Source organism: Enterobacter cloacae, assembly GCF_013375935.1.
Lineage (GTDB): Bacteria > Pseudomonadota > Gammaproteobacteria > Enterobacterales > Enterobacteriaceae > Enterobacter > Enterobacter pasteurii.
On record NZ_CP056117.1, the window covers coordinates 2949548 to 2962138 of the forward strand.

A 12591-nucleotide genomic window follows, 5' to 3' on the forward strand; every position below is an offset into this window, starting at 1 on the left:
ATACAAAAGAAACGCTGTTTTATAAATCAGTGACACGCGTATCGACACTCTTTGCATTTTTGCCATTCGCCACCCTGTGATGGCAGAAACAGAAAGGTTTCACCAGGTCGATACTTTTACTGTAGCCGTGTAAAAGCTCCCGGATGAGGTTTGCTTACAGGGAGTCTCCCAAAACTGATTAGGGTTGACGGCAATGAAAACACGTAAAATTGGACTCGCAAATTATCTTGCTTACGGGTCAGGAGACTTCCTCGGGGCGGGTACCACCGCGCTGACGGCGGCCTGGCTTTTGTATTTTTATACCACCTTCTGTGGGCTCACTCCGATTGAAGCAACCTTTATCTTCGCCGCCGCAAGGGTACTTGATGCGGTTGTCAGCCCGTTAATGGGTTTTTTAACCGATAACTTTGGCACCACCTGGCTCGGCAAGCGTTTTGGCCGCCGTAAGTTCTTTATCCTGCTCGGTATTCCCTGCGTGTTCAGCTACTCGCTGATGTGGGTAGGGGACATGAGCTTCTGGTACTACCTGCTGACCTATCTGATCTTCGATATCGTCTACACCATGATCCTGGTGCCCTATGAAACGCTGGTCCCGGAGATGACGGACGATTTCAAACAGAAAACCAAATTCTCCGGCGCCCGTATCTCAATGGCGCAGATGTCCGCCATTCTGGCCTCATTCCTGCCGGGGATCCTGCTCACGCATTTCGGTAAAGACAACGCGATCTCCTTCTTCTACGCAAGCCTGGTCTTCTCGGTGCTGTGCGCGCTGATGCTGACCTTTGTCTGGTTCTTCACCTGGGAGCGCCCGCGCGAGGAGTGGTCCGAAGCGGCCCTGCGCGCGGAAGAAGAGAAGAAAAAGCTCACCCTGAGCCAGAGCCTGAACCGTCTGTTCGTGGAGTTAAGCTCGACGCTGCGCATCAAGATTTTCCGCCAGCACCTCGGCATGTACCTCGGCGGCTACATTGCGCAGGACGTCTTCAACGCCGTCTTTACCTATTACGTGGTGTTTGTGCTGATGCAGGAAGCGTCTATGGCCTCTAACCTGCTGGGCACGATGGCCATCTTCCAGTTCCTCGCCGTGATTGGGATGATCCCGCTGTGCATTCGCTTTGGACCCGCGCCGTCTTACCGCATGGTGGTGGTGCTGTTTGGCCTGGCCTCGCTCTCTTACGCCGTGCTGTATTACGCGGGCCTGAGCGACGTTTACGCTCTGCTGCTGCTTATCTCTGCGGTTGCCGGTCTCGGCCGCGGCGGTATCAACTATGTCCCGTGGAATACCTACACCTACATTGCTGACGTGGACGAAGTGATCACCGGCCAGCGTCGCGAGGGCATCTTTGCCGGCATCATGACCCTGACCCGCAAAGCGTCTCAGGCCGGTGCGGTGATGCTGGTGGGCATCGTGATGCAGATGTCCGGCTTTGTCAGCGGCCAGAAGGTGCAGCCTGCGGAAGTGAGCCACACCATCCTGATGATCCTGAGCGTCGGCACCATTCTGGTGCTGTTCTGCGGCTTCCTGGTCTCCCTGCGCTTCAGGCTCAATCTGCAAACCCACAGCACGCTGCGCGAAGAGACCGCGAAAATGCGCGAGTCCGGCCGCGCGATGCCTGAAGCGGCAACCCCGCACGCCCGCGCCACCGTGGAAATGCTGGCCGGTATGCCGTACGACTCCCTGCGGGGCAATAACAACATCGGTTACCTGAATCGCAATAAGCCGGCGGCACCTTCGCTGAAGGACCGTGCGGTACTGAATTCGACATACAACAGAGGTTAAGATTATGAAAGTTTGGCCTGTCAAACATAGCCCGCTACTGCGCCAGCCTGAGCGCTTTATTGCCCGGGATGAGCTGAAGTCGCTTATTCAGAAAGTGACGCATAACCTGGTCACTATCCACGACAAAACGGGTGAATTTTTGCTGCGGCTGGACGACGGACGCGTGATCGACACCAAGGGCTGGGCCGGGTGGGAATGGACGCACGGCGTCGGTTTGTACGGTATCTGGCAGTATTACTGCCAGACCGGCGACGAGGGGATGCGCGACATTATCGACGGCTGGTTTGCTGACCGCTTTGCGGAAGGGGCAACCACCAAAAACGTGAATACCATGTCGCCGTTCCTGACGCTGGCTTATCGCTACGAAGAGACCCGAAACCCGGCCTGGCTGCCGTGGCTGGAGAGCTGGGCGGAGTGGGCGATGAGTGAAATGCCGCGCACCAAACACGGCGGCATGCAGCATATCACCCTGGCGGAAGAGAACCATCAGCAGATGTGGGACGACACGCTGATGATGACGGTGCTGCCGCTGGCAAAAATTGGCAAGCTGCTGAACAGGCCGGAATACGTTGAGGAAGCGGTGTACCAGTTCCTGCTGCACGTGCAGAACCTGATGGACCGGGAGACCGGCCTGTGGTTCCACGGCTGGAGCTACGACGGCAACCATAACTTTGCCCATGCCCGCTGGGCGCGCGGTAACAGCTGGTTGACCATCGTGATCCCGGACTTCCTCGAACTGGTGGATCTGCCGGAAAGCAGCGCCGTGCGCCGCTATCTGGTGCAGGTGCTGAATGCCCAGATTGCCGCGCTGGCGAAATGTCAGGACGACAGCGGCCTGTGGCATACGCTGCTCGACGATCCTCAGTCCTATCTGGAGGCGTCGGCTACGGCAGGCTTTGCCTACGGTATTCTGAAAGCGGTGCGCAAGCGTTACGTTAGCGCAGAGTATGCTGACGTGGCGGAGAAAGCGATTCGCGGTATCGTGAAAAACATCTCGCCGGAAGGGGAGCTGCTGCAAACCTCGTTCGGGACCGGGATGGGAAGCGATCTTGAGTTTTATCGCCAGATACCGCTGACGTCGATGCCGTACGGGCAGGCAATGGCGATTTTGTGTCTGACGGAGTATTTGCGGAAGTATTTCTGATAATAAAAAACCCGGCGCTTGCCGGGTTTTCTTTTACATACGCTCTACGGTTTCGATACCCAGGGTATCCAGACCCAGCTTCAGGGTCTTCGCCGTCAGCTGCGCCAGCTTCAGGCGGCTGTTACGCACCGCTTCGCTCTCGGCGGTCAGGATAGGGCAGTGTTCGTAGAAGCCGGAGAACAGACCGGCCAGATCGTACAGGTAAGCACACATAACGTGCGGCGTACCGTCACGGGCGACCACGGAGAGGGTCTCTTCAAACTGGAGCAGGCGCGCGGCCAGCTGCGCTTCACGGTCTTCGGTAATGGTCACCGTGGCGTTCGCCAGCACGCTTTCGTCGATGCTGGCTTTGCGGAATACGGAAAGTACGCGGGTATAGGCGTACTGCATGTATGGCGCGGTGTTGCCTTCAAACGCCAGCATGTTGTCCCAGTCGAAGATATAGTCGGTGGTGCGGTTTTTAGAGAGATCCGCGTATTTCACCGCGCCGATTCCGACCGCGTTAGCCAGTTTTTCCAGCTCGTCGGCAGGCATATCCGGGTTTTTCTCCGCCACCAGACGGCGCGCGCGCTCCAGCGCCTCGTCCAGCAGATCGGAAAGCTTCACCGTACCGCCCGCGCGGGTTTTAAACGGCTTGCCGTCTTTACCCAGCATCATGCCGAACATGTGGTGTTCCAGCGGCACGGAGTCCGGCACGTAACCCGCCTTACGCACGATAGTCCACGCCTGCATCAGGTGCTGGTGCTGACGGGAGTCGATGTAGTACAGCACGCGGTCCGCATGCAGGGTTTCGTAACGGTATTTCGCGCAGGCGATGTCGGTGGTGGTGTAGAGATAGCCGCCATCCTTTTTCTGGACGATCACGCCCATCGGTTCGCCTTCCTTGTTTTTGTACTCGTCAAGGAATACCACCGTGGCGCCTTCACTTTCCACCGCCAGGTTTTTAGCCTTCAGATCCGCCACAATGCCCGGGAGCATTGGGTTATACAGGCTTTCACCCATCACGTCGTCGCGGGTCAGGGTCACGTTAAGACGGTTGTAGGTAAGCTGGTTCTGGGACATGGTGATGTCTACCAGCTTGCGCCACATCTCGAGGAAGTACGGGTCGCCGCCCTGAAGCTTCACCACGTAGCTGCGCGCGCGCTCGGCGAAGGCGTCATCTTCGTCGTAGTGTTTTTTGGCTTCACGGTAGAACCCTTCCAGGTCCGCCAGCGCCATCTCGCCTGCGTTTTCCTGCTGCTGTTTTTCCAGATACGCGATCAGCATGCCGAACTGGGTGCCCCAGTCGCCGACGTGGTTGGCGCGGATCACTTTGTGGCCGAGAAATTCCAGCGTGCGTACCGCCGCGTCACCGATGATGGTGGAGCGCAGGTGGCCGACGTGCATCTCTTTCGCCACGTTTGGCGCCGAGTAGTCAACGACCACGGTCTGCGGCGCGGGCTGGGCCACGCCGAGGCGATCGGATTTCAGCGCTGCATCAACGTGGCTTGCCAGGAACGCGGGTTCGAGGAAAATGTTGATAAAGCCCGGACCGGCGATTTCCGTTTTGCTGGCAATGCCGGTGAGATCCAGATGCGTCAGTACCTGCTCAGCGAGCTGTCGCGGCGGCATGCCCAGTTTTTTAGCCACTGCCATCACGCCATTAGCCTGATAGTCGCCAAACTGTACTTTTGCTGACTGACGAACCTGCGGTTCGCAATCCGCAGGCGCGCCTGCGGCAATCAGTGCCTGACTGACTTTTTCTGAGAGAAGAGCCTGAATATTCACCTGGATACCTTACGTTTTTGATGCGGGTAAACTTCGCCCGCGCCAGTTTAAGAATTTAGGGCGGGAGTATACTGCAAATGCCTTCGGGCGTCAGCACTGCGGGGGGCGAAGATCGCTCAGAATTCAGGCTAAGAAAGCGTGCATAAACATGCAGTCGAAAAAAGCGTGATTCTGCGGTTGGTCGAAAGGGGGCAACAGAGTAAATTAGCGGCTTTGCGACACGAGACGAGACTGACCTATGGCGAACTGGCACTCCATTGACGAACTGCATGATATTTCCGCAGATTTACCGCGCTTCACCCAGGCGTTCACAGAACTTGCCACCCGTCTCGGGCTGGATATCGCGCAGCTTGATGCCGATCACATCTCCTTGCGCTGCCACCAGAACGCCACGGCCGAACGCTGGCGGCGCGGCTTTGAGCAGTGCGGTGAACTGCTGTCAGAGAATATCATTAACGGTCGCCCAATTTGCCTGTTTAAGCTTCACGAGCCGGTAAAGGTGGCGCACTGGCAGTTTACCGTTGTTGAACTGCCCTGGCCGGGAGAAAAGCGTTATCCGCACGAAGGCTGGGAGCATATCGAAATTGTGCTGCCGGGCGAGCCAGACACCCTCAACGCCCGCGCGCTGGCGCTGCTTTCGGACGAGGGCTTAAGCCAGCCGGGGATTTTTGTGAAAACCAGCTCGCCGAAGGGCGCCCGCGAACGCTTGCCGAACCCAACGCTTGCCGTGACGGACGGAAACGTGACGGTCAAATTCCATCCCTGGACCATCGAGCAGATTGTCGCCAGCGAAGCGTAAGCGTTGTGAGCATCGCCCCGGACCTGATGCGAGCAACGTGCCATGATGGTCCGTTGAGTGAAACGTAAGGAGAATGACATGGCGCTGCTGGAAATTTGCTGTTACAGCGTGGAGTGTGCCGTCACCGCGCAGCGGCACGGGGCCGATCGCATTGAGCTGTGCGCTGCACCGAAAGAGGGGGGATTAACCCCGTCCTATGGCGTGCTGAGCGCGGCACGACAGGCCGTCACCATTCCGGTGCACCCGATTATTCGCCCGCGCGGCGGAGATTTTTGCTACACGGCGGGGGAGTTCAGCGCCATGCTGGAGGATATCGCCTTCGTCCGTGATGCGGGGTTCCCGGGTCTGGTAACCGGCATACTGGATGAAGAGGGTAATATCGATCTACCGCGCATGGGTCAGGTTATGCAGGCCGCGCAGGGGATGGCGGTCACTTTTCATCGTGCGTTTGATATGTGTAAAGATCCATTGCAAGCCTTTGATACGCTGGCGGAACTGGGCGTGGCGCGCGTGCTGACGTCGGGCCAGCAGCCCTCTGCTGAAAAAGGACTGCAATTAATTACGGAACTAAAAGCACATTCCGGTGTTCCAATAATCATGGCGGGCGCAGGAGTACGCGCCAGCAATCTGGAACTGTTTTTAAACGCAGGGGTGGAAGAGCTGCACAGCTCGGCGGGGAAATGGATACCTTCACCCATGCGCTATCGCAATACAGGGTTGTCAATGTCGACGGATGCTGAAGCGGATGAGTACTCGCGCTACGGTGTGGATGGAGAGTCGGTTGCGGTAATGAAATCGCTGATTGAACGTCATCACGTGTAGCAACGTACCGATTTTTACCGCGCATCATGTCGCCCAATATGATGCTTGCTTGTACCAGGCCCCTGCCAATTACACAGGGGCCTTTTTTTATTCTTGCCCCTCACCCTAACCCTCTCCCCACAGGGGAGAGGGGACTGCACGGTGCGGTCTTTTCACCCTCGCCCCTTTGGGGAGAGGGCCGGGGTGAGGGGATAAATACTACGGCTTCGTCGCAATCAGCACCGCGCGCATCGGGGCCGGGTAGCCTTCAACGGTTTTGCTGCGATCGGCTGGATCGAGGAACTGCTCCAGCGATTCGGTAATCATCCAGTCGGTACGGCGCTGCTCCTCGAGAGAGGTCACGCTGACGTCGGCAATGCGCACGTCCACGAACCCACACTTCTCAAGCCAGTTCTTCAGCGCCAGCGCGGAAGGGATAAAGTAGACGTTGCGCATCTGCGCGTAGCGATCGCCCGGCACCAGAACCGCGTGTTCGTCGCCTTCGATCACCAGCGTTTCCAGCACCAGCTCGCCGCCGCTGACCAGCTGATCTTTCAGCTGCCACAGATGCTCCAGCGGGGAACGGCGGTGATACAGTACGCCCATGGAGAACACCGTATCAAACGCCTTCAGCGCCGGTAGCTGCTCAATGCCCAGCGGTAACAGATGCGCGCGCTGGTCGTTACCCAGCAGCTTACGTACCGCTTCAAACTGGCACAGGAACAGCTGCATCGGATCGATACCGACCGCCAGATGCGCGCCTGCGCCGATCATGCGCCACATGTGATAGCCGCTACCGCAGCCCACGTCCAGGATCGTGCGCCCGGTCAGGTCGGACAGATGCGGCAGAACGCGATCCCATTTCCAGTCCGAACGCCACTCGGTGTTGATGTTCACGCCGTACAGGGAAAACGGCCCTTTGCGCCACGGCATCAGGTTACGCATCAGCGTTTCAATGCGGTTGAGCTGCCCGGCCGGCAGCGGCTCCTCGCTTTCCGCCGTCACGCTGTGCAGCAGGTCCAGACGATGCGGCGTCAGTTCCGGCAGAAACTCCACGGCATTTGACCACTGCTTTAACAGACCATGCTGCTGATCGCGCTGCCAGGCGGCAATTTGCGCAGGCAGGGTTTCCAGCCAGTGGGAGAGGTGATTTTTGGCAATCAGCTGATAGAAATTACCGAACTCGATCATGCTGCGTCTCCGGCCTTCAGCGCCACCAGCGAGCCAAAGTTAAAGCACTGGAACCACAGCTCGCTGTGTTCAAATCCGGCTTTACGCAGGCGCGCCTTGTGCGTTTCCACAGAGTCCGTCAGCATCACGTTTTCCAGCATGCTGCGCTTCTGGCTGATCTCCAGCTCGCTGTAGCCGTTCGCACGCTTGAAATCATGGTGCATGTTGAACAGCAGTTCGCCCACGCTGGCGTCTTCAAAGCTGAATTTCTCGGACAGCACCAGCGCGCCGCCCGGATTCAGCCCCTGATAAATTTTATCCAGCAACAGCTGGCGGTCTTCCGGCACCAGGAACTGAAGGGTAAAGTTCAGCACGACCATCGAGGCATTCTGGATGTCGATATCGCGAATATCGCCCTCAATAACCTCTACAGGGGTAGGGGCTTTATAGGCGTCGATGTGGCGACGGCAGCGTTCAACCATGGCCGGAGAGTTATCGACAGCCACGATCTTACAGCCTTCATGATGAACGTTACGACGAATGGACAGCGTTGCCGCACCGAGCGAACAGCCCAGATCATAGACCTGCGTGCCGGGTTGAACGAATCGCTCCGCCAGCATGCCGATCATGGAGATGATGTTGGAATAACCAGGAACAGAGCGCTGGATCATATCCGGGAAGACTTCGGCTACCCGTTCATCAAAGGTCCAGTCGCCCAGGCTGGCGATAGGCGCGGAAAAAAGCGTGTCGCGATCTGACATAACGTAAAAATCCGGGAAAAATAAAGGGGCATATTGTGCGCTAACGGAAGGAGAAAACCAACTCCCACGGCATATACCAAAGGTTAGCCAGCACCATCAGCAAAAGCGAACACCAGGTCGCGCTCATGCCGGAACGACGCCAGCGGATCAGGCGATGGTGAAAACCATAATAATGCATCAGGCGACCGGCAATCAGCAGCAGCCCGCAGACGTGCACCATCCAGGTTTCTGCGCCATCCATCTCCATTAACAGCAGTAAAATTAACGCGACGGGAATGTACTCAACCGCGTTGCCGTGGATCCGGATTGCGCTTTGCAGTTCAGAAAAACCACCGTCACCGTAGGAGACGCGGTACTGCATTCTCAGGCGCACAACATCAAATGAAAATTTAATCAGCAGTAATGCACCTAACACCGCATACAGCGCGCTGACCATACTAACTCCCTGTTTTTGGCAGATGGCACGTCTCTATGATAGGGGGTGATTTCAGAAAAGAGAAGATTGTTGTGGGATGGAGGGCGCGGGTCCGACCGACGGAACCGCCTGCTGCAAGGCCTGCCAGAGAGCATCGACCAGTTCAGGCGCCTGGGCGATATCCGGCGTGTGCAAAAAGAGATAGGGGGTGGTGGTTGGTTCCCATTTCGCTAACGTTTGCAGCCAGACGGCGAACATCTCCTGATTTTGCTGCATATTATCGCTGCCGATAAACCGGACCATCGGATTTTTCGCCGTCACGATCGCGTGGACGGGCACTTTAGGCTTCTTGCGCTGGGCGTCAATAATGGCCTCGCTGTGCGGGATCGCGCCGTGCACGGGCCGGCTGTCGAGAATAACGCGGTTGACTGACCGCTCGTGCAGGCCGCGATTCAGCGCTTTCTCCGCGTCGCCTTTGGCAAAGAAATCTGGATGCCTCACCTCCACGCCGTAGGTGAAATCGCGTGGCAGGGCGTCGAGAAACTGCCAGAGGGCGGGCAAATCGCGCGGGCCGAACGTGGCGGGAAGCTGGAGCCAGTACTGGCCAATACGGTTTGCCAGGGGCGACATCCGGGTGAAGAACTCGTGGGTTAAATCATCGCAGTTGCGCAGCGCCGCATTGTGCGAAATGGTGGCCGGAAATTTGAAGCAAAAGCGGAAGTCGTCGGTGGTTTGCTCGCGCCAGCGCTCGACGATCTCTGCGCGGGGCAGGGCGTACAGCGTGGTATTGCCCTCCACGCAGTTAAAGTGTCGGGCATACTGTTCCAGGCTGGTTATACCCAGGCGCACCCATTTCGGGTGCGACCACTGGGGCAGGCCCACGTACATCATAGCGCGCTCAGGATCTCATCCGTGCTGCGCACGCGGCCGATACGCGGGAAGATATGGGTCATGCTGCCCTGATGCTGCTCGGCCGAGGCCGCGCTGCACGCATCTTCGGCGATCACCAGGTTAAAGCCCAGCTCCCACGCGTTGCGGGCGGTAGACTCCACCCCAATGTTGGTGGAAATGCCGCACAGAATGATGGTGTCGATCCCGCGACGGCGCAGCTGTAGCTCCAGGTCGGTGCCGTAGAAGGCGCCCCACTGGCGTTTCGTGACTTCAATGTCGCTGTCGCGTTTGCCGAGCGACACCGGCCAGGTCCACCAGTTGTCCGGCAGCGCGTGTGCGGGTGCCTGGGCGTCCACCGGCTGTTTTAACGCTTCGGCGAAATCAGCGGACCAGCCGACGCGCACCATGACCACAGGCGAACCGCCGGCGCGGCATTTTTCCGCCAGACGCGCTGCGCGGCTTACCACGTCGTCAGCGGCGTGCGGGCCACCGGCAAAAGGCAGGATCCCTTCCTGTAAATCAATCACCACGAGGGCGGTTTTGGTGGCATCAAGTGTCAACATACTAACTCCAGTCAAATTAATCGCTTCCGCTACACCTTACGACGTGATGGCCTGTTATCGGTCGGATAATTTTGTTAATTTTTGTGAGAATAGACAATAAGAGTACAGCAAACGCGCGTCAGGCCGTGCTTCGCTCTTATCGTGCGGCAGAATTTCCAGTATAATAGCCGCCTTTTTTCATCCAGTTGTGACATACAGAAAGCTGCGACATCGTAGCCTGCGAGACAGGCGACAATCAGCCTGCGGCTAATTAAGGGATATCTCATGCGTACAGAATATTGCGGGCAGCTGCGTCAGTCCCACGTCGGGCAGCAGGTCACCCTGTGTGGTTGGGTCAATCGTCGTCGCGATCTTGGTAGCCTTATCTTTATTGATATGCGTGACCGCGAAGGTATCGTTCAGGTGTTCTTCGATCCGGATCGCGCTGATGCGCTGAAGCTGGCTTCTGAGCTGCGTAATGAGTTCTGCATTCAGGTTACGGGCACGGTACGCGCGCGTGACGAGAAAAACATCAACGCCGAGATGGCGACCGGTGCAATTGAAGTGCTGGCGTCCGATCTGACGATCATCAACCGCGCGGAAGCGCTGCCGCTGGACTCCAACCACGTCAACACTGAAGAAGCGCGTCTGAAATACCGTTACCTGGATCTGCGTCGTCCGGAGATGGCTCAGCGCCTGAAAACCCGTGCGAAAATCACCAGCCTGGTGCGCCGCTTTATGGATGACCACGGTTTCCTCGATATCGAAACCCCGATGCTGACCAAAGCCACGCCGGAAGGCGCGCGCGACTACCTGGTGCCATCCCGCGTTCATAAAGGCAAATTCTACGCGCTGCCGCAGTCACCACAGCTGTTCAAACAGCTGCTGATGATGTCCGGCTTCGACCGCTACTATCAGATCGTTAAATGCTTCCGCGACGAAGATCTGCGCGCTGACCGTCAGCCAGAATTTACCCAGATCGACGTGGAAACCTCCTTCATGACCGCCGAGCAGGTGCGTGAAGTGATGGAAGCGCTGGTGCGTAGCCTGTGGAACGACGTGAAGGGCGTTGAGCTGGGCGATTTCCCTATCATGACCTTCGCCGAAGCCGAGCGTCGCTACGGCTCCGACAAACCGGACCTGCGTAACCCGATGGAGCTGGTGGACGTGGCCGATCTGGTGAAAGCCGTTGAGTTCGCGGTGTTTGCAGGCCCGGCTAACGATCCGAAAGGCCGCGTGGCAGCCCTCCGCGTACCGGGTGGCGCAGCGCTTAGCCGTAAGCAGATTGACGACTACGGCAGCTTCATCAAGATCTACGGCGCGAAAGGTCTGGCCTATATTAAAGTAACCGAGCGTGCAAAAGGTCTGGAAGGCATTACCAGCCCGGTGGCGAAGTTCCTGAACGCGGACATCGTGGAAGCGATCCTTGAGCGCACCGGCGCGCAGGACGGCGACATGATCTTCTTCGGCGCAGACAACAGGAAAATTGTTGCCGATGCGATGGGCGCGCTGCGTCTGAAACTTGGCAAAGACCTGAACCTGACCGACGAAAGCAAATGGGCACCGCTGTGGGTTATCGACTTCCCGATGTTTGAAGACGACGGTGAAGGCGGCCTGACCGCGATGCACCACCCGTTCACCTCGCCAAAAGACATGACGGCGGCGGAGCTGAAAGCGGCACCGGAAGATGCAGTGGCTAATGCCTACGATATGGTTATCAACGGCTACGAAGTGGGCGGTGGTTCCGTGCGTATTCACAGCGGTGAAATGCAGCAGACCGTGTTCGGTATTCTGGGCATTAACGAGCAGGAGCAGCGCGAGAAGTTTGGCTTCCTGCTGGACGCGCTGAAGTACGGTACGCCTCCGCACGCGGGTCTGGCCTTCGGTCTTGACCGTCTGACCATGCTGCTGACCGGCACCGATAACATCCGTGACGTTATCGCCTTCCCGAAAACCACCGCAGCGGCGTGTCTGATGACCGAAGCGCCAAGCTTTGCCAACCCGGCCGCGCTGGCCGAGCTGGGCATTGAGGTGGTGAAGAAGGAAGAGAAAAACTGATATGGCATATAAGCGTCCCGTTTCGGTTCTGGTGGTCATTTATGCAGAAGATACGAAGCGGGTGCTGATGTTGCAGCGGCGCGACGATCCTGATTTCTGGCAGTCGGTTACCGGCAGCCTGGAGGACGGGGAGACCGCGCCGCAGGCCGCCGCGCGCGAAGTAAAGGAAGAGGTCACCATTGACGTTGCTCGCGAGCAACTGACCCTGAAGGACTGTCAGCGCACGGTGGAGTTTGAAATTTTTAGCCATTTACGTCATCGCTACGCGCCGGGAATTAAGCGCAATACGGAATCGTGGTTCTGCCTTGCGCTTCCCCATGAGCGGGAGATCGTGTTCACTGAACATCTGACCTACCGCTGGGTGGATGCGGCGGATGCCGCCGCACTGACCAAGTCATGGAGCAACCGGCAGGCGATTGAAGAATTTGTAATTAACGCTGCCTGAGAAGGCGCGATTTTTGGAGAA

At 57.6% G+C, this 12591-nt stretch carries 12 protein-coding genes; 6 read left to right on the forward strand and 6 right to left on the reverse strand.

Annotated elements, in window-relative coordinates; genetic code table 11:
- The first annotated feature begins 193 nt into the window (after positions 1-193).
- Together HWQ14_RS13835 and HWQ14_RS13840 are read left to right on the forward strand one after the other, a co-directional pair.
- On the forward strand, positions 194-1777 hold the full coding sequence (locus tag HWQ14_RS13835) for an MFS transporter (RefSeq protein ID WP_176610030.1): 1584 nt from the start codon (positions 194-196) through the stop codon (positions 1775-1777).
- 4 nt (positions 1778-1781) lie between these two features.
- The gene (locus tag HWQ14_RS13840; protein WP_176610031.1) at positions 1782-2921 is read left to right on the forward strand and encodes a glycoside hydrolase family 88/105 protein; all 1140 of its coding nucleotides are present in this window, start codon (positions 1782-1784) and stop codon (positions 2919-2921) included.
- Between the two features lie 33 nt (positions 2922-2954).
- Here the strand turns inward: HWQ14_RS13840 and argS are convergent, their stop codons facing one another.
- Positions 2955-4688, reverse strand: a complete 1734-nt coding sequence (argS, locus tag HWQ14_RS13845; RefSeq protein WP_176610032.1) for an arginine--tRNA ligase — start codon at positions 4686-4688, stop codon at positions 2955-2957.
- 238 nt (positions 4689-4926) lie between these two features.
- Between argS and HWQ14_RS13850 the strand changes: the two genes are divergently transcribed.
- Together HWQ14_RS13850 and cutC are read left to right on the forward strand one after the other, a co-directional pair.
- Positions 4927-5487 carry a VOC family protein gene (locus tag HWQ14_RS13850; RefSeq protein WP_176610033.1) on the forward strand — a complete coding sequence of 187 codons (561 nt, stop codon included), beginning with the start codon at positions 4927-4929 and terminating at the stop codon, positions 5485-5487.
- 78 nt (positions 5488-5565) lie between these two features.
- Positions 5566-6309, forward strand: a complete 744-nt coding sequence (gene cutC, locus HWQ14_RS13855; RefSeq protein ID WP_176610034.1) for a copper homeostasis protein CutC — start codon at positions 5566-5568, stop codon at positions 6307-6309.
- Positions 6310-6507: 198 nt separating this feature from the next.
- On the opposite strand, the gene cmoB is transcribed toward cutC, so the two are convergent.
- Genes cmoB through HWQ14_RS13880 form a run of 5 tightly spaced genes read right to left on the reverse strand, consistent with a single transcriptional unit; the run spans position 6508 to position 10088 of the window.
- A complete protein-coding gene (gene cmoB, locus HWQ14_RS13860; RefSeq protein ID WP_176610035.1) occupies positions 6508-7479 on the reverse strand; it encodes a tRNA 5-methoxyuridine(34)/uridine 5-oxyacetic acid(34) synthase CmoB in 972 nt (323 codons plus the stop codon).
- Positions 7476-8219 carry a carboxy-S-adenosyl-L-methionine synthase CmoA gene (gene cmoA, locus HWQ14_RS13865; protein ID WP_148418081.1) on the reverse strand — a complete coding sequence of 248 codons (744 nt, stop codon included), beginning with the start codon at positions 8217-8219 and terminating at the stop codon, positions 7476-7478. The genes cmoB and cmoA overlap by 4 nt, the downstream gene beginning before the upstream one ends.
- Before the next feature lie 40 nt (positions 8220-8259).
- Positions 8260-8655, reverse strand: a complete 396-nt coding sequence (locus HWQ14_RS13870; protein WP_148418080.1) for an MAPEG family protein — start codon at positions 8653-8655, stop codon at positions 8260-8262.
- Positions 8656-8706: 51 nt separating this feature from the next.
- Positions 8707-9525, reverse strand: coding sequence for a DUF72 domain-containing protein (locus tag HWQ14_RS13875; RefSeq protein WP_176610036.1), 819 nt, complete (start codon positions 9523-9525; stop codon positions 8707-8709).
- Positions 9522-10088 (reverse strand): hydrolase, encoded by a 567-nt coding sequence (locus HWQ14_RS13880; RefSeq protein ID WP_148418078.1) that lies wholly within the window; start codon positions 10086-10088, stop codon positions 9522-9524. The genes HWQ14_RS13875 and HWQ14_RS13880 overlap by 4 nt, the downstream gene beginning before the upstream one ends.
- Positions 10089-10352: 264 nt before the next feature.
- Here HWQ14_RS13880 and aspS point away from each other — a divergent pair, with 264 nt between their 5' ends.
- Positions 10353-12125: an aspartate--tRNA ligase gene (gene aspS / locus HWQ14_RS13885; RefSeq protein WP_176610037.1), complete on the forward strand. Its 1773-nt coding sequence runs from the start codon at positions 10353-10355 to the stop codon at positions 12123-12125.
- Position 12126: 1 nt separating this feature from the next.
- Entirely contained in the window at positions 12127-12570 is a 444-nt protein-coding gene (nudB, locus tag HWQ14_RS13890; RefSeq protein ID WP_176610038.1) for a dihydroneopterin triphosphate diphosphatase, read from the forward strand.
- Positions 12571-12591: the final 21 nt, after the last annotated feature.